Source organism: Pseudomonas triticifolii, assembly GCF_014358015.1.
GTDB lineage: Bacteria > Pseudomonadota > Gammaproteobacteria > Pseudomonadales > Pseudomonadaceae > Aquipseudomonas > Aquipseudomonas triticifolii.
This window is the reverse complement of sequence record NZ_JACONV010000005.1, coordinates 95,953-118,223: the sequence shown is the minus strand read 5'-3', so window position 1 is coordinate 118,223 and position 22,271 is coordinate 95,953. Positions and strand designations below refer to the sequence as shown.

Sequence of the window (22,271 nt, the reverse complement as noted above, 5' to 3'; positions counted from 1 at the left end):
AGGATAACGGGAAATCCTTCGCGCCTCTACGCCATTGGCATCGACGGGGTGCGGCTCAGACCGGCTGCACACCCAGCTTGCTCAACTGCTCTGCCGTTCCGGTCGCACCCATGGTCTGGGCCGCGCCCAGCGCATTCACGCCTTTGGCATCACGGACATGCGGGTCGGCACCCTGGGCGATCAGGTAGTCGACAATCTCCGTACGGTTGAACATGGCCGCCATCATCAATGCAGTGCGCCCATCAGCCGACGCGCCTTCGACTTCTGCGCCGCCTTCGACGAGCATTTTCACCACCGCCAGGTCGCCCTTGAAGGCTGCACCGGCGATAGGGCTCTGACCATTATCGTTACGAATTTCGGGGTTGGCCTTGTGGTCCAGCAGCACGCGCACAGCGTCCTGATGGCCGTGATAGCTGGCCAGCATCAGCAAGGTGTCGCCCTTGTGGTTGCGCAGGTCCGCTGGCAGTCCCTTTTTCAGAAGGCGTTCGAGCATCACTGCATCGCCCTGGCGAGCGACGTTGAACACCTGTTCGGCGAACTCTGCAGTTTCTTCGTCCGTCATCGTCTTGGGTTGGTGGCTCGTTGAATCAGTCATCAGTTGCTCCTTGGCGCGCGGTCATCCGGGAATCCGATGTACCCGGTAGCGGTAAACACACTGACCGCAAGTCTTGCCAGCTGTTCGATCAGGATCAACCTATGCCGTGGATAGCGAAAAATGTTGATCCGATCATCACGCCAGGCATTTGGTTCCCTATAAACGGCAAAATGCAGGATGCACGACAGGCTTTCATGCAAAATGCACGAAGAGATGAAATTCGAAATATTCTAAGTGTATGATTTTAAAGGTAAATATTTTATAGCGAATACTGGCACAGACACTGCACTAGTACTACCAAGCTTGTTATCCCGTGAGCAATGGAGCCGCTAGACATGACTTTTATTCAAGAAAAATTCGCTTCCGTATTCTCCGACTACACCGTTACCACCCAGCCACGTCCAGACGGCGGTGTGCTGTTGTCGCTGCGTAACGATGAAGGCAAACAGATCCGTCGCTCCGTGTCTTATGCGCAACTGCACACTCCGGTTCAACTGGAATGGGTCATCAGCGCCATTCGTCGCGACCTGGCTGCACAAGCCAGTGAACTGCCGGCGATTTCGATGCTGCAAAGCCAGCACCGCTTCGACCTGCCGACTTATCACACGCGTTGATGCTTCACGTTTTATGTCGCTCCCGCCGGGGCGACACCGCTGTACGCTCTCTCATCCCTTGTTCACCGCGATAACAATGCTGATTTGTTGTCGCGGTTTTTTTGGCCTGTTTATCCGATCAGCCCGCGACACAGGGCTTCCCCGACAGCCTGTGCCTTGTTGGCAACGCCCAGCTTTGAGTAGATCGTCTTGAAGTGATACTTGACCGTAGCCTCTGAGACACCTCGAATCACCGAAATCTCCCAAGCCGTCTTGCCATTTCTGGCCCACTGCAATATTTCCAGTTCCTTTCGGGTCAGCCCGCGAGAGTTGGACCCTATCCCACGGCATACCCGATGCAGCACCGGTACCAGGCTGGTGATCAGGTACTTGTCGTCAGGACCAAGCGGACTCCGCATGCCGCCCAGGGTAATGACCGAGGTCACACTGTTCATGTCTCGACAATGGCCGGTGTAGCCGTAAGACATCGCAGGCAACAGATGACACGCGACCAACGCTTCTTCATACCAGACAGGGGCAGGAAACAGCCGCAGCGCATCTCGCCAATCCAGAAATCCAAGGTTATTGCGGTAGAAGCGGATCACCGGGTCCTGAGCGATCATCTGCCCCCGCCCATACTCACGACGCCAGGCTTCGTCGACGTTAGAGGTGACGAGCGCCAGCAGACGAGCGCTCTTGAGCTGGTAAAACATTGCTTTTTCGCAGCCGCACTCGCGCCGCAGCCACTCAAGCGCATTCTCGATGGCGGTCTGGCTGTCGAATTCGGTGATCGTGTTGACCATCTGCTCTATCAATAAGCCCATTGTTACGCTGTCTGTCATGGCACTGCACATCGCGGCCGCTCCCTACGCACCCTCGACACATGCACTGTTGGCAATTTGATTGACGAGGGGTCTGAAGGCGCGAAACTTACACGATTAACAACGTTTAAAAACAACGACCCAAACAAACAGGATTAACGCACTCACTGCCCGGCAGAGCCCTACACAATGGAAGGACACTGCCTACAGCAAGTGACTGATTGATAGAAAATACGTTCGCAGAAAGGCGCGCCGTCAGGGTGCCTGGAAGCCCTTCGGGTCAATGGCCGCGAAGCTGGCGACATTCTGATGGCCCACCAGAAGTCCGTCGGCGCGCACGAGGCCACAGGTGGCCATGCCAGCCGCCTGAGCGGCATCCAGCTCTTCGACGATGTCGGAAAGAAACAGAATGTCCCCAGGTTCACAGCCGATGGCTTGAGTAATCGTTCGGTACGATTGCGCCTCACGCTTGGGGCCGGACGTAGTGTCGTAATAACCACTGAACAATCCGGAAAGATCACCGGCCTCGGAGCAGCCAAAAATCAGCTTCTGGGCCTGGATCGAGCCCGAGGAATAGACGTAGAGCCTGTAACCCTCTTCATGCCAGCGTTTCAAAGCCTCGACTGCGTCGGGGTACACGTGCCCCTTGAGCTGGCCGGCGTCGTAACCCTGCTCCCAGACCATGCCTTGCAGCGCCTTGAGCGGCGTGGCCTTGCGATCCGCGGCAATCCACTGCAAGAGAATCTCGATGACCCGCTCGACGTCGGCGTCAGGTTCGCCACTGTCGCTGCGCACGGCCTGCAATTGCGCCGCAACGGCGGGTTTGTCGGCATTCTGGCGAACAAAGTCCGGCAAGTGCTTTTCCGCGAACGGAAACAACACGTCGAACACGAAACTCACCGCACTGGTCGTGCCTTCGATATCCGTGAGGATGGCTTTGATGGGCATCAGGTGTGGCTCCTTTCAAGCAACAAGTCAGTCTTCAAGCCTTGGAAAACGACCGGCGATGTCTTCGCCGGTGAAGTTCGCCACCCAGCCTTCAGGATTATTGAACAGGCGGATGGCGACGAAATGAGGGTTCTCGCCCATGTCGAACCAGTGCTTCGTTCCGGCAGGGACGGAAATCAGGTCATTCTTTTCGCACAGCACGGCGTACACATAATCGTCGATGTGCAGCGTGAACAAGCCACGGCCCGCGACGAAGAAACGTACTTCGTCCTCGCCATGGCGGTGCTCTTCAAGAAATTTTGCACGCAACTCGGCTTTCTGCGGGTGATCGCTGTTGAGGCTGATGACATCAACGGTCACATAACCGTGCTCGGTCATCAGCGCGTCGATCTGGCTGCGATAGGCATGGATGACCTCTTCCTGAGAGGCACCCGGCGTGATTGGCGTAGCGGCTTCCCAGCGCGCAAACGAAACGCCCTGCTCGGCCAGGGTCGACGCGATGTCTTCAAGGTGAGTCAGTACCTTGTTGGGGACCTCGGGGCTTGAAACGTGATAAACGGACAGGCTACTCATGGTATGAATCCTCGGCTCAAGGCTTGGCAACGCCTTCCGGCTTTTACAGGCCGGTCAGGCACACACTCTTGTTTATCGCGTGACGCTCAGCGGTTCAATACCGCACGCATCTTCAATTCGCATTCGAACAGAAACTCGAAGGCCTCGATCTGACGCAATGCATCGCTCATTTGCGCTCCCCAGGTATACAGGCCGTGGCCGCGAATCAGATAACCGGTGCAATCGGGATGAGCGTCGAGCCACGGCTGCACCTTGGCGGCCAGGCGGGCGATATCCTGATCATTGTCGAAGATCGGCACCATCACCCGTGACTCGTGAGTGACCACGCCCTGGAAAGCCTTCTGCAGTTCGTAATCCTCAAACACCAGATGATCGGCATCGGTCAGCCTGGACAGTACCGTCGCGTTCACCGAATGGGTGTGCAGCACTGCGCCTACCTGCGGCTTGCAGCTGTACAACTGAGTGTGCAACAGCGTTTCGGCAGACGGCTTCTTGCCTGGCTCCAGGCTGGAGCCGTGCAGGTCAGTGGCCAGCACATCGTCGGTGCCCAACTGGCCCTTGTGCTTGCCGGACACAGTCAGCAGCGCTTCGCTGGCCGACAATCGCACCGAATAATTGCTGCTGGTGGCAGGCGACCAGCCGCGGCCATACAGAAAACGGCCGGCCTCGATGATCTGCTGTGTCAATTGTTCGCGGGTCATACACCTTCCTCTTTCCTGGGTGTGACAATCATGATGGCTGCGGCCAGTGCCGCAACGCTGGCAATGGCAAAGGTCCAGAATGAACCCAGCGCATTCCAGCTGTAGCCTGCGTACAGCGCGCCCAGCGCACCGCCAACACCGGACAGCGCGGCATAGAGCGCTTGCCCCTGACCTTGCTGACGCGGGCCGAAGCTACGTTGCACGAAATGGATGGCAGCGGCGTGAAAGCTGCCGAATGTTGCAGCGTGCATGACCTGAGCGATCAGCAACACCGCCAGGTACTCGGCAAATGCGCCCAGCAACAGCCAGCGCAGTGCCGCCAACAAAAAACTGGCCAGCAGCACCTGACGCACGGAAAAATGCTGCAGAACCCGACTCATGACCATAAACATCAAGACTTCAGCCACCACGCCCACGGCCCACAGCAAACCGATCAGGCCGCGACCGTAACCCAGCGCCTCCAGATGCAGCGTGAGAAACGTGTAATAGGGCCCATGACTGAGCAGCATCAGTGCCACACTGATATAGAACGCCAGTACACCGGGTCGCATCAATTGCTTGAGAAAGCCGCCCTCTTCTGCTGGCCGGGCCGAGACCTGCGGCTGCGCATTGGGCACCCACCAACTGCTGACGGCGATACCGGCCATGATCGCCAGAAGAATGTAGGGAAACAGGTCCAGAGTGAACCACTCGAACAGACGACCGAGCACCACCACGGCAAGAATGAACCCGATCGAGCCCCACAGCCGGATCTGGCTGTAACGTGCCGTCTGGCCTTGCAGGTGTGCCAGCGTGATGACTTCAAACTGCGGCAGAATCGCGTGCCAGAAGAACGCGTACAAGGCCATAACCAACGCCAGCCAGGCATAACTGTGGTCAAGCAAGATGAGCGAGAACGCCAGCAGCGTGCAGATCGCGCCAAAGCGGACAATGGTCAGCCGCCGCCCGGTGTAGTCGCCCAACCAGCCCCATATATTGGGTGCCACACAGCGCATCAGCATGGGAATGGCGATCAGCTCGCCAATCCGCGCACTGGAAAACCCGAGGTGATGCAGGTACAGCGCCATGAAAGGTGCCGCCGAACCCAGCAAGGCGAAGTAACACAGATAAAAACCGGACAGCCGCCAGTAAGGTAACTGTCCGCCGGGAAGTGGCGCCACGTTAGCAGTCCGCGACAGTGGCAACGCCCATTACAACTGAGCCAGCACAGGCGTATTCACGCTGACGTCGGCATTCTGACCGCGATGGCGCAGCAGATGGTCCAGCAGCACGATTGCCATCATGGCTTCGGCAATCGGTGTGGCGCGAATGCCGACGCACGGATCGTGACGACCTTTGGTGATGACGTCGGCAGCGTTGCCATCGACATCGATGGAACGGCCCGGCGTGGTGATGCTGGACGTCGGCTTGAGCGCCAGGTGCGCGATGATCGGCTGACCAGACGAGATCCCGCCCAGAATGCCGCCCGCCTGATTGGACAGAAACCCTTCAGGCGTCATTTCGTCACGATGCTCGGTGCCACGCTGGGCAACGCAATCAAAGCCTGCGCCTATTTCCACGCCTTTGACGGCATTGATGCTCATCAGCGCATGGGCCAGTTCGGCATCCAGGCGATCGAAGATCGGCTCGCCCAGACCCGGCATGACGCCCTCGGCAACGACAGTAATCTTCGCGCCGACCGAATCCTGATCACGACGCAACTGGTCCATATAGGCTTCCAGTTCCGGCACCTTGTCAGGGTCGGGGCAGAAGAACGCGTTGTCCTCTACCGAATCCCAGGTCTTGAACGGAATCTGGATAGGACCCAACTGGCTCATGTAGCCACGAATGACAATGCCCTGGGTCGCCAGGTATTTCTTGGCAATGGCACCTGCTGCCACGCGCATGGCGGTTTCACGCGCCGAGCTGCGACCGCCGCCGCGATAATCGCGGATGCCGTACTTGTGGTGGTAGGTGTAGTCGGCATGAGCGGGCCGGAACAGATCCTTGATGGCCGAGTAGTCCTTGGACTTCTGATCGGTGTTGCGGATCAGCAGGCCGATGGAAGCGCCGGTGGTCTTGCCCTCGAAGACACCCGAGAGAATCTCGACCTCATCGGCTTCCTGACGCTGCGTGGTGTGCCGGCTGGTGCCCGGCTTGCGGCGATCCAGGTCGCGCTGCAGGTCCTGCAGGTCCAGCTCAAGCCCTGGCGGGCAGCCATCGACGATCGCGACCAGCGCCGGGCCGTGGCTTTCGCCGGCAGTGGTGACAGTGAACAGCTTGCCGAAAGTGTTGCCGGACATGCGGGCGCTCCGAAAAATCAGTCAAAAAACCGGATCATTGAATCAAGCGCGCCAGTATACGCAGGCTCGTCGCTCAGTTCATCCTCGAACCTTCCGTGATGGCGTGCGTCCAAGCGAGACCCCGCCCCAATGATGGCCTTGCGATGTTATCTGGTAATCCCTTGATGAAAGCTCCAAACCTGCTGCGCCTGATGGTTCTGCCGATGACATTGATGCTCAGTCTGCTGAGCGGACTGGCCAGCGCAGCCACGCCCAGCGTGGTGCAACGGCCCATGAGCGTGGACACCGGCAATGGCAAGCTCTATGGCACGCTGCTGATGCCCCGCGCGGACAACCCTGTTCCCGTGGTCCTTATCATTGCAGGCTCAGGCCCGACGGACCGCGACGGCAACAACCCGGAAGGCGGACGCAACGACAGCATGAAACGCCTGGCAGTCATTCTGGCCACCCATGGCATTGCCAGTGTGCGCTATGACAAGCGCGGCGTTGCCGCCAGCAAGGCGGTGACCCCAGACGAACGCGACCTGAGTGTCGAACGCTATGTTGCCGACGTTCAGCTCTGGGTCAGGGCGATCAGAGCTAACCCGCGCCTGGGCCAGCTAATCCTGCTGGGGCATAGCGAAGGCGCATTGGTGGCGAGCCTGGCTGCGGAGAAAGCCAACGCTGCGGCGGTGATTTCGGTAGCAGGCACCGGGCGCCCGGTGGATCAGGTGCTGCGCGAGCAGTTCCAGGAACGCCTGCCGCCCGAATTGTTGCAGCGCAGCAACGAGCTGCTCGATGAACTGAAGGCAGGCAAGACCGACGACAAGGTGCCGCAAGAACTTGAGGTGGTGTTCCGCCCCAGCGTGCAGCCTTACCTGATCTCGCTGTTTCGCCCGGATCCGGCCGCCGCATTCGGCGAACTGAAAATGCCCGCATTGATCGTCCAGGGTCGCAACGACATTCAGGTCGGTGTGGGCGACGCCCTGCTGCTGCAGAAAGCCAGGCCTGACGCCGAGCTGGCACTGATCGATGGCATGAATCACGTGCTGCGCATTGTCCCGGACGATCTTGAGCAACAACTGCTGTCCTACCGCGACCCGACGCAGCCTCTGGCCAAGGAAGTGACGGCCCGGATCCTGCGCTTCATCAAGGCATTGCCACCCGCTTGACGGAAGATTGGACGCCAGCAAACCGTAAACCCTTCAGTCTGGCAAAAGGCTGCCGATAGCGGAGTGCTGGCGTTGTGTTTGCTGCACAGCGCCAAGGACAGGACCGCCACTGATGACTGACACGACTATGACCGACACCATCGCTGAACCCGAGAACGCGGAAGCTGCCGCGCCTGCGCCGCCGCAGCCGTGGGAAGACGTGGTGCCCGAGCAGTTCCAGATGCTGCGTCTGTCACCCTTACCGACCGACCGGGCCACGGGCGGCCGACCGCTGCGCTTCGTTCAATTCGGACGCGCCGAGCGTCACAGCAAAGAGCTGAGCCTGCTGCGCATCAGCATTCAACTGCCCGGCCAGCGAGTGCGCAAGGAGCAAAACAACCTGGATATCTGGGTCGATCACGAAAAACGCATGGTGCGCTTCGGACCCGAGTCCGGTCTGCAGATCGAGCCCTGGAACCGGGGTATCGGCCGTTTTCTGATTGCCCATGGCGTGCACTGGGCTCAGCGCAAATGGTCATCGTATAAGATCGAGAGTGTGGCGCTGGCGAGCAAGGACGGCCTCAACGAAGACACGCGCCTGCGTCGTGACCACTTTCTGCGTACGTTGGGCTTCGAAGTGGTCTACGCCGATGCCCAGCACATGAAAGGCAGCATCAAGGACGTCCACGTCGGCAATCTGCACAGCACCTGGAACAACGACAAGGTGCAGATCATCGAGATCCTTGAAGCCTCGCAGATGCTGGAAAAAGCCGAGAAGAATCTGCTGGAGCAGGAAGTCACCATTCGCCAGCATGAGGATCGGGTCAGCAAATACAAGCGTGAAGACAGCAGCCTGCGCTTCACGATTGCGTGCCTGGTCACTTTCGCCGTGTTTCAGGCGGGCCTGCTGATCTGGATCGCCACTCACCGCTGAAGAGGCGGCACTGCAGTGCCGCCGCTACGGGTTCACTCAGACGCGCGACTGAAACAGCGCCTGATGCGCAAGGCACTGCTCGGCAGTCAGCATGAATACCCCGTGACCGCCGCGCTGGAAGTCCAGCCAGGCGAAATCGACTTCCGGGTACAGCGCCTGAACATGCACCTGGCTGTTGCCTACTTCGACGATTAACAGCCCTTTCTCGGTCAAATGATCCGCCGCCTCGGCAAGCATGCGACGCACCAGATTCAGCCCGTCGCTGCCACAGGCGAGCGCCAACTCGGGTTCGTGCTGATATTCCTCGGGCATGTCGGCAAAATCCTCGGCATCCACATACGGCGGATTGGAGACGATCAGGTCGAAACGCTGCCCGGGCAAGCCGTCAAAGCCATCGCCCTGCACGGTATAGACACGGTCTTCCATGCCATGGCGCTCGATGTTCTGATTGGCCACTTCAAGCGCGTCGTATGACAGGTCGGCCAGCGCGACCTCGGCGTCCTTGAACTCGTCCGCGCACGCAATGCCGATGCAGCCAGAGCCTGTGCACAGATCCAGAATACGGGCTGGCTCGCTGGCCAGCCAAGGCGCGAAACGGTCTTCAATAAGCTCGGCGATGGGCGAACGCGGAATCAGCACGCGGTCATCGACAATGAACGACATGCCACAAAACCAGGCCTCGCCCAGCAGGTACGATGTGGGAATACGTTCGTCGATACGGCGCTTGATCAGGCGCTGCAACTCGGAGATCTCATCGACTTCCAGACGGCAATCCAGGTAGCTGTCAGCAATTTCCCACGGCAGGTGCAGAGCCCCCAGCACCAGTTGCCGCGCTTCATCCCAGGCATTGTCGGTGCCATGACCGAAAAAAACATCTTCCTCGTGAAACCGGCTGACAGCCCAGCGAATGTGGTCGCGCACCGTACGCAAGCGGGAAGTGATCATGGGCAGACTCCTTAGAAACGACGCGTCACTTGGGTAGAACGAATGCAGAACAACGCCGCACCCTTCGTACCTGGCAGGCGTAGAAGTTTCCATCATTCACGATCCGTCATCAAGGCAAACCGCCAGTAACGGCACCTCCCGACTGCCCTGCAGGCCAGAAAAACCGCGACTTGTGATCGTTGCCATTCCCATAAGCCTTCAGCCAGAGGACAATGCTGCAAAAGCCCCACTCAAAAGGAGCCCTTGAATGCCTTCCCTCAAGACCATGTTTCAACTCAGCGGCCGTGGTCATGCACCGGCCAATCTGAGCAATGCCACACTGATCATCATCGATGCACAGAAAGAGTACCTCAGCGGCCCTCTGGCCCTGACCGGCGTCGATGAAGCCCTGGCCAATATCGGCCAACTGGTTGCCAAGGCCCGTGCGGTGAAATGCCCGATCGTCCACGTCCGTCATCTCGGCACGGTGGGCGGTCTGTTCGATCCGCAGGGCGAGCGCGGACAACTGGTCCCCGAACTGCTGCCACTGGGCGATGAGCATCTTGTGGAAAAGCGTCTGCCCAATGCCTTCAACGGCACCGGACTGCACGACCTGCTGCAACGGCTGGGGCATCTTGACCTGATCGTGTGCGGTTTCATGAGCCATTCAAGCATCAGCACCACCGTTCGCGCCACCAAGGATTATGGCTACCGCTGCACGCTGGTCGACGACGCCTGCGCAACCCGTGACCTGCCGAGCCCGCATGGCGTGGTGAGCGCGCAGGTCGTGCACCGTACCGAGATGGCGATCATGGCCGACAACTTTGCGACCCTGGCGCTGACCAAAGACCTGATCTGAAACAAGCCCGACCCACCGGTTGTGTGAACGCATCCACATAACCGCCCATCCTTTACTGCCCTCCTTTGCTTCCGGAACGGGAACCCACTCATCCCTGTTCAGGTCAAAGCGCCCATAAACATTGAGGAAACCGGAATGAAAATATCCGATGGTTTCGACGCCCGCAGGCTTCGCCCCAAAGGCCCGCGAAACTGGCGGACACGGATAGGCACTGCGATTGCCTTCGTGCTTCTGGTCTCCGGCATGCTGCTGGCACTGGCGGGTGTGTCCAGCCTGATCATGCATCCGCAGGCGCTGGCCGAACTGAACGCCAACCCCGCAGGCGCGACGGTGGTTGCGGTAGTCGGCCTGATGGTGCTTTTGCTGGGGTTATGGCTGTGGCGCAGATGCCGTCGCGGCCCTGGCAGGTCCAACGGCCTGAGCATGTCAGCCCACCTGATGAAAAAACACGACTGAGCTGCTCGTCTTAGCGGTTAAACTACCCTCCTTCGCGGAGGCCCCATGCAAGACGACGACTTTTCCCTGTTCAGAAGCGAGACGCGTGGCGTCAAGCCTATCAAGCACGAACATGCCGATGTCGGCAAACCCAAAACCGACCGTAAATTACTGGCCCGCCTGCGCCAGTCCGCCACCGTGCGCACCGACTCGGTGACGGTCGATGGCCTGTCGGATCAATTCGTGATCGATGTCGGTCCTGAGGACGTTCTGGGCTGGTCACGTGATGGCGTTCAGGAAGGCCAGATGCGCAAGCTCAAGCTGGGGCAGATCAGCTTTGAAGGTAGCCTGGACCTGCATGGCATGAACGTGGAGATGGCTCGGGAAACACTGTGGGAGTTCCTGGCCGAAGCCACGAAACTGGAAATCCGTTGCGTGCGTGTTACCCATGGCAAAGCAGTCCGGCTGGACGGCAAGCGTCCGATGATCAAAAGCCACGTGAACACCTGGCTGCGCCAGCATCCTCAGGTGCTGGGTTTCTGTTCATGCCTGGCCAAACATGGCGGCGCGGGTGCGGTGTACGTGATGCTCAAGCGCACCATGATGGAAGGCCGCGACGAATAGCCGCGGCAGCCTCCCTCAGCCAGCCGGACCCGTGTCCGGCTGACAGCTTCAGCGGTTGCCGCCTCCTGGCGCAAAGCCAGGGCCAGGACCGCCACCGCCCGGCCCCTGATGATGACCTCCGCCGCCGCCTCCGCCACCACCATGCCCGCCCGGACCGGGCCAGAACGGCCAGCAGCCCGACATTGAAGACAGCACGATGGCAAACATCGCTACTTTGACTATTCGACTCGACATCCCGGATTCGCTCTCTCAGACAGTTATTTGAAGACCTGTCCATCAGACCGCGTGGCGCACACAAAGTGGGTAGCCAACGGGTTGCCATCGGGTAAGCAAGACGATACAAAGCGTCGTTTTGCAGCAGCGCCGTGCACCTGTCCCCGCCTGTAAGTTACTATGTGCGACTCGGCGAAGGGCTCATGCCTTAGCGTTTATCGAAACCCACACGGAAACACAGTCCTGTGACACTGGAACAGAATTACACGGCCATCCTGGGACAACTGGGCGAAGACGTCTCACGCGAAGGCCTGCTCGACACCCCCAAGCGCGCAGCCAAAGCCATGCAGTACCTGTGTCGCGGTTATACGCAGACCCTCGAGGAAGTGACCAACGGGGCGCTGTTCAGCTCTGATGCCAGTGAAATGGTCATGGTCAAGGACATCGAGCTGTACTCGCTGTGCGAGCACCATCTGCTGCCGTTCATTGGCAAGGCTCACGTAGCCTACATTCCAAAGGGCAAGGTGCTGGGCCTGTCGAAAGTAGCGCGCATCGTCGACATGTATGCCCGCCGCCTGCAGATTCAGGAAAACCTCAGCCGCCAGATCGCCGAAGCCATCCAGCAGGTCACCGGAGCGCTGGGCGTTGCAGTGGTCATCGAAGCCAAGCACATGTGCATGATGATGCGCGGCGTCGAGAAGCAGAACTCGGCCATGATCACCTCGGTGATGCTGGGTGAATTCCGTGAGAACGCAGCGACCCGTAGCGAGTTTCTCAGTCTGATCAAGTGACGCTCGGTCGGCAGCCCTTATCCCATGGCTTGGGGGCTGCTGCTCCACATCCCTTTTCGCAAGAGGTTCTGATCGTGTTCATGAAAGCCCTCAGGGTCGGTCTCGGCCAACTCGTCATCGGCATCGATTTCCTCACCCGCCCGAGCAAAAAGAAGCGTGATCCACAGGCTCAGGCTGCGGTGGACCAATCAGCCCGGGACCTGACGCTGTACCAGTTCCACGCCTGCCCGTTCTGCGTGAAGACCCGTCGCACCCTGCGTCGCCTCAATGTGCCAGTCGCCCTGCGCGACGCGAAGAATAATGAGCTGGATCGCCAGACACTGCTCAACGAAGGCGGCAAGATCAAGGTGCCCTGCCTGCGCATCGAAGAAGGCGACAAGACGGTCTGGATGTACGAGTCCAAGGTCATCATCGACTACCTGGACAAACGTTTCGGCGCTGTCTGAACCGAATGCCCGCGCATCGCTAGCGTGGGCAACCTTCCTGCCGACAAGCGACGTAGGCTTTCAACTGCGTAACCCGCACTCTGGTCTGCTCGGCCAGACATTGCGTTTGAAGCAGCGGCCAGATGGATCCTGAACCCTCCCGCTTACCGACCTGATACAGGCAATCAGCATCGCGCAGGGCGATCCATTTGCGCTGGGCGTCCTTGAGCGCCTGTTTCTTTGCAGGGCTTTTAAGCCAGCTCATCTGCGCGTTGTACTGCGTGTTCAGATCAGCATCGAGTGCCGCCAGTTCTTTGGCTGCGCACTGATTCATGCTCGCCTGACTGGCATCGCAATCCTGCGCCTGGGCCGAACAGCCGATGCCCAGTGCCATCAGCGCGGCGAGAAGGGTTATGGCGAAGCGCATGGACGTATTCCTTTTCAAGGTCTGCCACCCCTTCCAGGGAGGCAGGCGGCAAGCTGCGATAAAGCGCAGCGCTTGTTACATAACAGAAGCTCAGTCCAGCATTCCCACATACCCCGGCTGATCCTTGACCCGATCCAGCCACTTGCGGATGCCCGAATAAGGCGCCAGGTCGAAACCGCCCTGATGCGCCACATGGGTATAAGCATAGAGCGCAATGTCTGCGATGGAAAAGCTGTCGCCCACCAGGAACGGCGTGCGATCCAGTTGCTGCTCCATCACGGCCAGTGCCCGATAGCCGGATTTCTGCGCGGCGCGGTATTCAGCCATGCGCTCGGCGGGCAGGCTCAAGTAGAACTGGATGAAGCGGGCAACCGCCACCGAGGGCTCATGGCTGTACTGCTCGAAGAACTGCCATTGCAGCACTTGAGTGCGCAAACGCGGCTCGGTGGGCAGGTAGGCCGTACCGTCGGCGAGGAAATTGAGAATCGCGTTGGACTCCCACAGGCACGTCCCATCATCCAGTTCAAGAACGGGGATCTTGCCGTTGGGGTTCTTTTCCAGAAACGCGGGGGTCTGGGTCTCGCCCTTGAGAATATCGACAGGTACCCACTGGTACTCGCTGCCCAACAGGTTGAGCATCAGCTTGATCTTGTAGCAGTTGCCCGAATTGTAATCGCCGTAAACCTTGTACATTGCCCTACCCCTTTGATTGCTGGAGTCCCTGTTGATCGAAGCGACTCAAACGACCTTGAGATTCTGTGCGGTGCGCACGACACACGCCAGCCGTTTCACGCCTTCATCCAGCCGCGCAGGATCAATATGACTGAAGTTGAGCCTGAGATGGCCATGATTGGCATCCGGGTCGGCGAAGAACGGCTCACCCGGCATGAACGCCACGTCCTGAGCCAGCGCGGCATCCAGCAGCGTGCGAGTATCCAGTGGCTGACGCAAGGTCAGCCAGAAAAACAAGCCGCCTTGCGGGCTGTTCCATTCGGCCAGATCGCTGAAATGCGCCTGCAAGGCGCTCTCGAACGCATCACGTCGGCTGCGATAGAACTCGCGCAGCGTCAGCAAGTGCTCACGATAGTGGTCAGTGCCGATCCACTGCAAGGCCTGCCACTGCCCGAGACGGTTGGTGTGCAGGTCAGCCGACTGCTTGAGGCGCAGCAGATGCGGAAAAAGATCCGCACTGGCAATCAGATAACCGACGCGCAAGCCCGGCAGCAAGGTCTTGGAGACCGTTCCGGTGTAGATCCAGCTGGATGTCTTCAGGCGGCTGACAATCGGTCGGGCACTGCCGCCGTCGAAGCTCAGTTCACGATAGGGTTCGTCCTCGATCAGGGTCACGCCGAACTCATCGAGCAAGGCGGCGACGGCCTCACGGCTGGCCTCGCTGTAGCGCACGGCCGACGGGTTCTGAAAGGTCGGGATCAAGTAGGCGAACGCTGGCCTGTGCTGCTCAAGACGCTGGCGCATCGCAGCCAGGTCCGGGCCGTCGGCCTGCAACGGGACAGTGATGCAGTCTGCACCGAACAATTGAAAGATCTGCAAAGCGGCCAGGTAGGTCGGCGCTTCCAGCAGGATTTCAGTGCCTTTGTCGATGTACAGTTTGGCTGCCAGATCCAGCGTCTGTTGCGAACCGCTGACCACCAGCACCTGACTGGCGTCACAGGCGATCCCCAGCGCTCTGGCCTCCGCCGCCAGCGCTTCGCGCAGTGCCGGCTCGCCTTCGCTCATGCCGTATTGGCCCAGCGCCACAGGCATTTGCGCCCATTGCACCTTGGGTAGCATCGACTCGGCAGGCAGGCCACCGGCAAACGACATCACTTCCGGACGCTGTGCAGCGGCGAGAATCTCGCGGATCAAAGAACTTTTCAGGCGGGAAACGCGTTCGGAGAATGGCATGACAATATCCCTGGCCGAGCCGAATAAAAATGAGTCAAACTTGTTGACTCAAATTACGCCGCACCACCCGGATACGTCAATATGCTTGACCTTAAAAACACTGCCGACCAACAACGTGCCATGGAAGCTTTCTTCTTCGGCTATCAGGCATTCACCGCCAAAGCCGACGAGATGCTCGACAAACGCGGGTTCAGCCGTGTGCATCAACGCATCGTGTTTTTCATCGCGCGCTATCCAGGTCTGAGTGTCAAAGAGTTGCTGACGGCGCTGGGCGTCAGCAAGCAGGCGCTCAACGCACCCTTGCGGCAACTGATCGCCATGGACCTGGTGCGCAGCACAGCCGGGCAGAGCGACAAACGTAAACGCCTGCTTGAACTGACCGAAGAAGGGATGAAGTTCGAGCAATCCCTGCGCCGCGAGCAGGTGAAACTGCTGCAAAGGGTATTTGCCGACGCAGGCCAGGCGGCCGTCGATGGCTGGATGGCCGTCAATGAAGCGCTCGGCCTGACCCTGCAATCCAGCGCCCGACCGTCCGGGCCTGACATCGACTGATTGCGCGGCGCAAAGCCCTATGCCAACTGTTCTGGCGTTTAGTCGGCTCGCTGTATCGTAGGGTGATTCGACGATACGTTTAGGCTGAGCGCTCTTTGCCACTGCCTGCCTGTTCAAGGAAAGACCTGCATGAACGAGACCCTCAAGCTGCCTTTGCGCCCATTGGCAGACTCGTCACCCTCAGCCGTGGTTGCCGGCTTCATCGCCATGATGACCGGCTGCACCAGCTCGCTGGTGCTGATGTTCCAGGCCGGGCAGGCCGCAGGCCTGACCAACATGCAGATTTCGTCGTGGCTGTGGTCGTTGTTCATGGGCATGGCGGTGTGCAGCATCGGTCTTTCGCTTCGCTATCGAGCGCCCATCACGGTTGCCTGGTCGACGCCAGGGGCTGCCCTGCTGATCACCAGCCTTGGCGGCGTGACCTACCCGCAAGCCATCGGCGCATTCATCACCTGCGCGATTCTGGTCACGCTGTGTGGCCTGACCGGCAGCTTCGAGCGGATGGTCAAGCGTCTCCCGGCATCGCTCGCAGCGGCATTGCTGGCCGGGATTCTATTCAAGATCGGCAGCGAGATTTTCATTGCTGTCCAGCATCGCACCAGCCTGGTACTGGGCATGTTTGTGACGTACCTGGTCATCAAACGCCTGTCGCCGCGCTACTCGGTTTTGGCCGCCTTGCTGGTCGGCGTGGTGCTGTCGGGCATGCTTGGGCTATTGAATTTCAGCGGCCTGGCGCTGGAAGTGGCGGTGCCGGTCTGGACAACACCTGAATTCTCGCTGGCGGCGACCATCAGCATCAGTATCCCGTTATTCGTGGTCGCCATGACCTCGCAGAACATGCCAGGTATCGCGGTGTTGCGCGCCGACGGCTACCACACGCCCTCCTCGCCGCTGATTTCTGTGACGGGTATTGCATCGCTGCTGACGGCCCCGTTCGGCGCCCACGGGGTTAACCTGGCGGCAATCAGCGCCGCGATCTGCACTGGCCCACACGCCCACGAGGACAAAGCCAAGCGTTACACGGCAGCCATCTGGTGCGGGATTTTCTACGGCATCGCCGGGATCTTTGGCGCAACCCTGGCCGCTCTGTTCAGCGCCTTTCCAAAAGAGCTGGTGCTGTCGATAGCGGCGCTGGCCCTGTTCGGATCGATCATCAACGGCCTGACCGTGGCGATGGCCGAACCCAAAGAGCGCGAGGCCGCATTGATCACCTTTATGGTCACCGCTTCGGGGCTGACGCTGTTTTCGATTGGCTCGGCCTTCTGGGGCATCGTGGCAGGCGTATTGACCCTGCTGATTCTCAGCCCGCGCAAGGCAGGATGAGCACAGCAAAGCAGGCATGTCAGAGCCGGAAATGCCCAACCATGCCCTTGAGCTCGTTGCCCAGTGACGCCAGTTCGATACTCGATGCCGTATTGCCCTGCATCGCCAGCGCCGACTGATCGGCACTGGCGCGAATGCTGGTCACGCTGCGATTGATTTCTTCGGCCACCGAACTTTGCTGTTCGGCAGCAGCTGCAATCTGCTGATTCATCTGCTGAATCATCGACACCGCATCCGCAATACTGCCCAATGCACTCTCAGTTTGCAGCGCATCGCTGACGGCCAGCTTCACCAGCTCGCCACTGCTCTGAATCTGCAGAACCGAGGACTGCGCGCCGTTGCGCAGGCTGGTGACCAGCGTTTCGATTTCCTCAGTGGACTGCTGAGTACGTTTGGCCAGTGCACGCACCTCATCGGCCACCACCGCAAATCCGCGGCCCTGTTCACCGGCGCGTGCAGCTTCGATGGCTGCGTTCAGCGCCAACAGGTTGGTCTGTTCGGCAACACTTTTGATCACGCCCAGCACCTGACCGATGTTCTGGATTTCAGCGCTCAGGCTTTCAATGCTTTGACTGGCGGACGCCGAAGAACTGGCCAATTGCTCGATACGCTGCAGGCTCTGACGCACGATGGTCTGTCCGCTGCCGACCTTGGCGTCAGCCGTTTGCGCCGCCAGCGCAGCCTCTTCGGCGTTACGCGCCACGTCATGGACGGTGGCCGTCATCTGGTTCATGGCCGTTGCCACCTGTTCGGTCTCTTGCTTCTGGCTGTTGACCTCCAGATTGGTCTGCTCAGTGACAGCCGACAATGAGTGCGCCGAGCTGGACAGTAACTCGATTCCCGATTGCAGCCCGCTGACAATGCTGCTCAGACCCGCGCCCATCTGCTGCATAGCCGTCATCAATTGGCCGATTTCATCGCGTCGGGTAACGGGCTCGCTGCTGCGCAGATCCCCGGCAGCGATACGCTGTGCAAAGCCGATCACCGTGCGCAACGGCGCGACGATCAGCCGGGTGATCAACCACGCGGCAAGCAACCCGACCAGCAACGCAACCACAGAGAAACCAATGATCTGCAGCGTGCTGTCGGCAATCTGGGTCTGCATGGATTGATCTTCAGCGGTATAGACCTGTTGCACCAGGTCCGTTACCTGCCGTGCATTGGAGGCCAATTGGCCTGAAATCTCGGCTTCTGTGGCCAGCAGACCGGTGTATTCGCGAAGTTTTTCGGTGAAGTTGACGATGTGTGTGCTGACCTCACCCAGTACCGTCAGGTAGCCGTCGTCCTTGATCAGACCTTTTAGCTCCTCGGCCAGCGCACTGGCCTGATCAGCCTGCTCGATCGTGCCGGTTTTCGCGGCATCACCTGATGCGGTGCGACGGCTCTTGTCCAGCCGGACTCTGGCCTCGTCCATGGCCTGCAACATCAGGCGAGACACCTGACTGACCTTATTGGCTTGCTCGATGAACTCTGCGCCCTGCTGTCCCTGGGAATCCTTGAGCGTCCAGGTACCATCATCGGCAAGACCGGCCTGCAACACATCAAGATTATTGGCCACGCTGGACACCGACCAGTTGGCCATTTCCAGGGCCAGATCCTTACTCTGACTGATGTCCACGAACTGATCGAAAGATTTGCGGTATGCCGCCAGCGCCTGCTGCACTTGGCCCATCATCGCTTCGTTGGCGGGCGACCGGGCCTTGACCGCCTCGGCCAGCGCGCGCAATTCCTCGACACCGGCATGCAGCTGTTCGACCGTTTTGGGGTTGCTGTGCAGGGCATAGTTCTGCTCAAGCAAACGCACGTTGAGCAGGCCGTTGTTAAGCGACGACATCTGCTTCAGATCGTCGAAACGCAGCCCGACGTTCTTGAGCGACCACACCCCGATGGACGCGACCCAAGCCGTCAACAGCAACACCAGGACGAAACCCAGGCCCAGTTTTTTTGCCATGCCCAGATGGGCAAGTCTGCGTTGCACAGCTGAAATCATAGCGCTCGACCCCTGATCGAAGAGGCAAGGCATCGTCGCCTCGCGTGGCCTACATGACTGGATCACTAACAGTCTTGCAGATTCTCAACGGCTAGAGCCGGGCACAAGTCTTTGGCGTCGAAATAATGGCAAAGAGCTATGTAAAGGTCGCTTTCAGAATGGTCGAAGGATAACGCCTCAATCGCGGGAGGCCGAAGACACCAACAGCGTGCCCGCCTCTGCATCGAGAACGGCTTGGGTCCCCAGTGGAACCGCCTGGTTGACGTCGCCATGGCCCACCGGTAAACCGCCAAGCACGGGAATACCCAAATGGCCAAGGCGCTCTGCCAGGACATGAGCAGGGCTGATGGTTCCACCGGTGTTGGCAGCCGGGCTGAACTCGCCCAGCGCGATACCTGCCAGACGCTCAAGAATTCCGCAGTTGCCCAGATGCGTGAGCATACGGTCGACCCGATACGCGGCCTCACCCACCTCTTCTAGCAATAGAATTGCGCCAGTGAGGTCGGGCATGAAAGGCGTACCCAGCGACGTGCTGAGGATGCAGAGATTGCCGCCCAGCAGAACACCCTGCGCGGTTCCGCGGGTTCGTACGCTGGCCGTCGGCGCAGCAGGGTCTGATGTGAGCAGAACCGGCTCGGTACTCATCAATACGTGACGCATGCCGCTGGCGAACAGCCCGCCGCGCTCCAGTTGGGTTGCAACCGGGCCGTGAATACTCGCCATCCGCGCATGACTCCAAAGCGCGCCGTGCAAGGCGGTGATGTCGGAAAAACCGGTGACCAGTTTCGGGTCACGGCGAACAGCGTCCATGTCGACCTGCTGAACGATGCGCTGCATGCCATAGCCGCCCCGGCTGCAGATCACAGCCCGGATTTCAGGATCGGCCAGCGCAGCATTGAGGTCGGCAAGGCGCTCTTCGTCCGTGCCTGAATAGAAAGAATGCTTGCCCAGTGCATGGGGATAGACCCGCGGCCGCAGGCCCCAGCTTTTGAGGACCTCGACAGCCGATTCGATCTTGCGCGGATCCACAGGCCCGGCAGGCGACACCAATGCGACGGCGTCGCCTGTACGCAGAACCTGAGGGTAAAGGGTGTTCGAATTCGTGGAGGACATGCCTGTGATCCGTACTTCAATGAACGGCCAATGTAGAGCAGTGAGCGGGACGACTCAAGGCGCAGGGTTCTTTGGCACTGAGGGCATGTGTATCAATTTGAACGCAGCCGTCCGAACGGACTCCTATCAAGCATATGGATCAGATGGCATTCGCCCAACGACCGCCGCTTGCCTCAGCTATCGTCCGGGGCTTGAATCACTTTTTAATCTTTCAGGAGACCCAGCTATGACAGACCAGACCAATCGCCAGTTCCTGCTCGCCAAACGCCCTTCCGGGGCTGTGCGCCGTGATGATTTCACCTATCAGGAAGTGCCTGTCCCGGCCTTGGCAGAGGGTCAGATTCTGCTCAGAAACAAGTACCTGTCGCTGGACCCAGCCATGCGTGGCTGGATGAATGAGGGCAAGTCCTACATCCCGCCTGTGCAGCTTGGAGAAGTGATGCGCGCGCTGGGTGTGGGTGAAGTCATCGAGTCGAAAAACCCGAAATTCGCCAAGGGTGATCACGTACAAGGCGCCATTGGTGTTCAGGATTACTTCATCGGCGAACCCAAGGGGTTCTACAAGGTCGACACCAGCCTCGCCCCGCTGCCGCTGTATCTTTCGGCGCTGGGCATGACGGGCATGACGGCGTATTTCGCGCTGCTGGATGTTGGCCTGCCAAAAAGCGGCGACACCGTGGTGATTTCCGGTGCAGCCGGTGCCGTGGGCAGCATTGCCGGACAAATCGCCAAGCTCAAAGGGTGCCGCGTAGTCGGGATCGCCGGCGGCAAGGAAAAATGCAATCTGCTGACTGAAGAGCTCGGATTTGATGCGGCCATCGACTACAAGGCCGAGAACGACATTCACAAGGCATTGAAGCGCGAATGCCCGGATGGCGTAAATGTGTACTTTGATAATGTCGGTGGCGACATTCTGGATGCCGTGCTCAGCCAACTGGCCGTGGGCGCCCGGGTGGTGATTTGTGGCGCGATCAGCCAGTACAACAGCACCACTGCGGTCAAAGGGCCGGCCAACTACCTGTCCTTGCTGGTGAACCGTGCGCGGATGGAAGGCTTCGTGGTTCTGGACCATGCTGCTCGCTTTGGCGAGGCCGGCAAGGAACTGGCAGGCTGGGTCAAGGAAGGCAAGATCAAGAGCAAGGAACACATCGTGGAAGGCCTTGAGACCTTCCACGAAACCCTGCTCAAACTGTTCAGCGGCGAAAACTTCGGCAAGCTGATGCTGAAAGTGGATTGAAGTCACCGCAACCAGATAACCATACCAACGTGTAGCCATACCAACGTGTGACCATGCCAACGTGCTTCGTTGGCATCACGCCCTGGGCGCTGAGCGCCTGGGGCTACCTCACTGAAACATCACTAACACATCGCCTTCGCAAGCAGGCTGATGACCGTCAGTCACGCCCGCCCGTTACGCCAGCTCGGCAACTACCGCCGCCAGTGCCTTGGCCGGGTCAGCCGCCTGGCTGATCGGGCGGCCGATAACGAGGTAGTCCGAACCTGCGTCCAGCGCCTGACGCGGGGTCAGGATGCGACGTTGGTCGTCCTGCGCGCTGCCAGCTGGACGAATGCCGGGGGTGACCAATTGCAGTGACGGGTGAGCCGCCTTCAAGGCTTGTGCTTCAAGCGCCGAACACACCAGACCGTCCATGCCCGCTTTCTGCGCCAGTGCCGCGAGACGCAGTACCTGCACCTGCGGATCGATATCCAGACCGATACCTGCCAGATCCTCTCGCTCCATGCTGGTCAGCACGGTAACGCCGATCAGCAAAGGTTGCGGGCCAGTGCGTTGATCCAGCACTTCGCGGCAGGCTGCCATCATGCGCAGGCCTCCCGAGCAGTGAACGTTGACCATCCATACGCCCATCTCTGCAGCAGCTTTCACTGCCATGGCGGTGGTGTTGGGAATGTCGTGGAATTTGAGATCGAGAAACACTTCAAAACCCTTATCTCGCAGGGTTTCGACGATGTCCGATGCACAGCTGGTGAACAGCTCCTTGCCGACCTTGACCCGGCACAGCGTGGGATCGAGCTGATCAGCCAGGCGCAGTGCGGCTTCACGGGTCGGGTAATCCAGGGCGACGATGACAGGAGTCTGGCAGGCGGACATGAG

Annotated in this window: 25 protein-coding genes and 1 pseudogene; 11 read left to right on the top strand and 15 right to left on the bottom strand. The window is 59.4% G+C overall.

Going from position 1 to position 22,271, the window contains the following annotated elements:
* Window positions 1–55 precede the first annotated feature (55 nt).
* Complete coding sequence (locus H8S56_RS10740; RefSeq protein WP_024688141.1) at window positions 56–595, bottom strand: ankyrin repeat domain-containing protein; 540 nt, start codon at window positions 593–595, stop codon at window positions 56–58.
* Between the two features lie 335 nt (window positions 596–930).
* Here H8S56_RS10740 and H8S56_RS10735 point away from each other — a divergent pair, with 335 nt between their 5' ends.
* Window positions 931–1,209: a DUF3509 domain-containing protein gene (locus H8S56_RS10735; RefSeq protein WP_024688140.1), complete on the top strand. Its 279-nt coding sequence runs from the start codon at window positions 931–933 to the stop codon at window positions 1,207–1,209.
* Window positions 1,210–1,319: 110 nt separating this feature from the next.
* Here the strand turns inward: H8S56_RS10735 and H8S56_RS10730 are convergent, their stop codons facing one another.
* The 6 genes from H8S56_RS10730 to aroC all read right to left on the bottom strand — a co-directional run bounded on the left by H8S56_RS10730 (window position 1,320) and on the right by aroC (window position 6,513).
* Window positions 1,320–2,042, bottom strand: coding sequence for a helix-turn-helix transcriptional regulator (locus H8S56_RS10730; RefSeq protein ID WP_187518619.1), 723 nt, complete (start codon window positions 2,040–2,042; stop codon window positions 1,320–1,322).
* A gap of 222 nt (window positions 2,043–2,264) precedes the next feature.
* Window positions 2,265–2,957: an acireductone synthase gene (gene mtnC, locus H8S56_RS10725; protein WP_187518618.1), complete on the bottom strand. Its 693-nt coding sequence runs from the start codon at window positions 2,955–2,957 to the stop codon at window positions 2,265–2,267.
* A 27-nt stretch (window positions 2,958–2,984) separates the two neighbouring features.
* A complete protein-coding gene (locus tag H8S56_RS10720) occupies window positions 2,985–3,530 on the bottom strand; it encodes a 1,2-dihydroxy-3-keto-5-methylthiopentene dioxygenase (RefSeq protein ID WP_024688137.1) in 546 nt (181 codons plus the stop codon).
* Window positions 3,531–3,616: 86 nt separating this feature from the next.
* The gene (locus H8S56_RS10715; protein WP_187518617.1) at window positions 3,617–4,231 is read right to left on the bottom strand and encodes a methylthioribulose 1-phosphate dehydratase; all 615 of its coding nucleotides are present in this window, start codon (window positions 4,229–4,231) and stop codon (window positions 3,617–3,619) included.
* The gene (locus tag H8S56_RS10710; RefSeq protein WP_187518616.1) at window positions 4,228–5,391 is read right to left on the bottom strand and encodes an MFS transporter; all 1,164 of its coding nucleotides are present in this window, start codon (window positions 5,389–5,391) and stop codon (window positions 4,228–4,230) included. Before H8S56_RS10710 ends, H8S56_RS10715 begins: the two co-directional genes overlap by 4 nt.
* 30 nt (window positions 5,392–5,421) lie before the next feature.
* Window positions 5,422–6,513, bottom strand: coding sequence for a chorismate synthase (gene aroC, locus H8S56_RS10705; RefSeq protein ID WP_024688134.1), 1,092 nt, complete (start codon window positions 6,511–6,513; stop codon window positions 5,422–5,424).
* A gap of 143 nt (window positions 6,514–6,656) precedes the next feature.
* On the opposite strand from aroC, the gene H8S56_RS10700 reads away from it, so the two are divergent.
* Together H8S56_RS10700 and H8S56_RS10695 are read left to right on the top strand one after the other, a co-directional pair.
* Window positions 6,657–7,664, top strand: a complete 1,008-nt coding sequence (locus H8S56_RS10700) for an alpha/beta hydrolase (protein ID WP_187518615.1) — start codon at window positions 6,657–6,659, stop codon at window positions 7,662–7,664.
* A gap of 112 nt (window positions 7,665–7,776) precedes the next feature.
* Entirely contained in the window at window positions 7,777–8,577 is an 801-nt protein-coding gene (locus H8S56_RS10695; RefSeq protein ID WP_080266906.1) for a hypothetical protein, read from the top strand.
* A gap of 36 nt (window positions 8,578–8,613) precedes the next feature.
* Here the strand turns inward: H8S56_RS10695 and prmB are convergent, their stop codons facing one another.
* A complete protein-coding gene (prmB, locus tag H8S56_RS10690) occupies window positions 8,614–9,522 on the bottom strand; it encodes a 50S ribosomal protein L3 N(5)-glutamine methyltransferase (protein ID WP_187518614.1) in 909 nt (302 codons plus the stop codon).
* A 247-nt stretch (window positions 9,523–9,769) separates the two neighbouring features.
* On the opposite strand from prmB, the gene H8S56_RS10685 reads away from it, so the two are divergent.
* From H8S56_RS10685 to H8S56_RS10665, 5 genes are all read left to right on the top strand, one after another.
* Complete coding sequence (locus H8S56_RS10685; protein WP_024688131.1) at window positions 9,770–10,360, top strand: cysteine hydrolase family protein; 591 nt, start codon at window positions 9,770–9,772, stop codon at window positions 10,358–10,360.
* A gap of 135 nt (window positions 10,361–10,495) precedes the next feature.
* Window positions 10,496–10,816: a hypothetical protein gene (locus tag H8S56_RS10680; protein WP_024688130.1), complete on the top strand. Its 321-nt coding sequence runs from the start codon at window positions 10,496–10,498 to the stop codon at window positions 10,814–10,816.
* Window positions 10,817–10,861: 45 nt separating this feature from the next.
* Window positions 10,862–11,419 carry a Smr/MutS family protein gene (locus H8S56_RS10675; protein ID WP_024688129.1) on the top strand — a complete coding sequence of 186 codons (558 nt, stop codon included), beginning with the start codon at window positions 10,862–10,864 and terminating at the stop codon, window positions 11,417–11,419.
* A 458-nt stretch (window positions 11,420–11,877) separates the two neighbouring features.
* Window positions 11,878–12,423 carry a GTP cyclohydrolase I FolE gene (gene folE / locus H8S56_RS10670; RefSeq protein WP_024688128.1) on the top strand — a complete coding sequence of 182 codons (546 nt, stop codon included), beginning with the start codon at window positions 11,878–11,880 and terminating at the stop codon, window positions 12,421–12,423.
* A gap of 74 nt (window positions 12,424–12,497) precedes the next feature.
* Window positions 12,498–12,869, top strand: coding sequence for a glutathione S-transferase N-terminal domain-containing protein (locus H8S56_RS10665; RefSeq protein ID WP_032610752.1), 372 nt, complete (start codon window positions 12,498–12,500; stop codon window positions 12,867–12,869).
* A gap of 19 nt (window positions 12,870–12,888) precedes the next feature.
* On the opposite strand, the gene H8S56_RS10660 is transcribed toward H8S56_RS10665, so the two are convergent.
* The 3 genes from H8S56_RS10660 to H8S56_RS10650 all read right to left on the bottom strand — a co-directional run bounded on the left by H8S56_RS10660 (window position 12,889) and on the right by H8S56_RS10650 (window position 15,180).
* The gene (locus H8S56_RS10660; RefSeq protein ID WP_024696040.1) at window positions 12,889–13,275 is read right to left on the bottom strand and encodes a lysozyme inhibitor LprI family protein; all 387 of its coding nucleotides are present in this window, start codon (window positions 13,273–13,275) and stop codon (window positions 12,889–12,891) included.
* Window positions 13,276–13,365: 90 nt separating this feature from the next.
* Window positions 13,366–13,968, bottom strand: coding sequence for a glutathione S-transferase family protein (locus tag H8S56_RS10655; RefSeq protein WP_024688125.1), 603 nt, complete (start codon window positions 13,966–13,968; stop codon window positions 13,366–13,368).
* A gap of 45 nt (window positions 13,969–14,013) precedes the next feature.
* Window positions 14,014–15,180, bottom strand: a complete 1,167-nt coding sequence (locus H8S56_RS10650; RefSeq protein WP_024688124.1) for an aminotransferase-like domain-containing protein — start codon at window positions 15,178–15,180, stop codon at window positions 14,014–14,016.
* An 81-nt stretch (window positions 15,181–15,261) separates the two neighbouring features.
* Between H8S56_RS10650 and H8S56_RS10645 the strand changes: the two genes are divergently transcribed.
* Window positions 15,262–15,732, top strand: coding sequence for a MarR family transcriptional regulator (locus H8S56_RS10645; protein ID WP_024688123.1), 471 nt, complete (start codon window positions 15,262–15,264; stop codon window positions 15,730–15,732).
* A gap of 129 nt (window positions 15,733–15,861) precedes the next feature.
* Complete coding sequence (locus H8S56_RS10640; protein ID WP_187518613.1) at window positions 15,862–17,055, top strand: benzoate/H(+) symporter BenE family transporter; 1,194 nt, start codon at window positions 15,862–15,864, stop codon at window positions 17,053–17,055.
* A gap of 19 nt (window positions 17,056–17,074) precedes the next feature.
* On the opposite strand, the gene H8S56_RS24855 is transcribed toward H8S56_RS10640, so the two are convergent.
* The 3 genes and pseudogenes from H8S56_RS24855 to H8S56_RS10630 all read right to left on the bottom strand — a co-directional run bounded on the left by H8S56_RS24855 (window position 17,075) and on the right by H8S56_RS10630 (window position 20,158).
* Entirely contained in the window at window positions 17,075–17,938 is an 864-nt protein-coding gene (locus tag H8S56_RS24855; RefSeq protein ID WP_408003805.1) for a methyl-accepting chemotaxis protein, read from the bottom strand.
* A pseudogene (locus H8S56_RS24850) lies at window positions 17,936–18,160 on the bottom strand (HAMP domain-containing protein); the annotation flags it as partial. The gene H8S56_RS24855 and the pseudogene H8S56_RS24850, both read right to left, overlap by 3 nt.
* A gap of 1,062 nt (window positions 18,161–19,222) precedes the next feature.
* Window positions 19,223–20,158: a S66 peptidase family protein gene (locus H8S56_RS10630; RefSeq protein ID WP_187518611.1), complete on the bottom strand. Its 936-nt coding sequence runs from the start codon at window positions 20,156–20,158 to the stop codon at window positions 19,223–19,225.
* A gap of 226 nt (window positions 20,159–20,384) precedes the next feature.
* Between H8S56_RS10630 and H8S56_RS10625 the strand changes: the two genes are divergently transcribed.
* On the top strand, window positions 20,385–21,395 hold the full coding sequence (locus H8S56_RS10625; RefSeq protein WP_187518610.1) for an NADP-dependent oxidoreductase: 1,011 nt from the start codon (window positions 20,385–20,387) through the stop codon (window positions 21,393–21,395).
* A 174-nt stretch (window positions 21,396–21,569) separates the two neighbouring features.
* Here the strand turns inward: H8S56_RS10625 and pyrF are convergent, their stop codons facing one another.
* On the bottom strand, window positions 21,570–22,268 hold the full coding sequence (gene pyrF / locus H8S56_RS10620) for an orotidine-5'-phosphate decarboxylase (protein WP_187518609.1): 699 nt from the start codon (window positions 22,266–22,268) through the stop codon (window positions 21,570–21,572).
* Between the last annotated feature and the right edge of the window lie 3 nt (window positions 22,269–22,271).